Below are 358 nucleotides of genomic sequence, written 5' to 3'. Positions count from 1 at the left end.
TGTTTGGCTATTTCATGCACGATACCATACTTGCATTCAAATTTACTTGGCAACTGCTGATTTTTAGTGGGGTGGGAATTGGCCTTATCTGTATATTTGCTGCGGTCATCAGCATACTCAAGGTGATCCGTCTGGAACCTGCTGTTGTCTTCAAGAGTTAATGAGCGTACATACGCTGGCAGTGCGTTGCCGGAATATCGTTAAAGTCTATGAGACTGGTGGCCAAAAAGTGACCGCTCTTGATGGTATTGATCTTGATATTGCAACAGGTGAGTTGATGATGCTGGTTGGCCCATCTGGGTGTGGGAAGACCACCTTGATTTCGGTTATTGCCGGTATTCTTGATCAGGATGAGGGG

1 protein-coding gene is annotated in these 358 nt (G+C 45.8%); it reads left to right on the top strand.

Annotated elements, in window-relative coordinates; translation table 11 throughout:
• Nucleotides 1-160: 160 nt before the first annotated feature.
• Nucleotides 161-358 (top strand): ATP-binding cassette domain-containing protein (locus SQ11_RS15980; protein ID WP_041515199.1); only part of this gene is annotated, 198 nt, incomplete at its 3' end.

Source organism: Nitrosospira sp. NpAV (genome assembly GCF_000832065.1).
Taxonomy (GTDB): Bacteria; Pseudomonadota; Gammaproteobacteria; order Burkholderiales; family Nitrosomonadaceae; genus Nitrosospira.
This window is presented reverse-complemented; position numbering and strand designations above follow the sequence as displayed.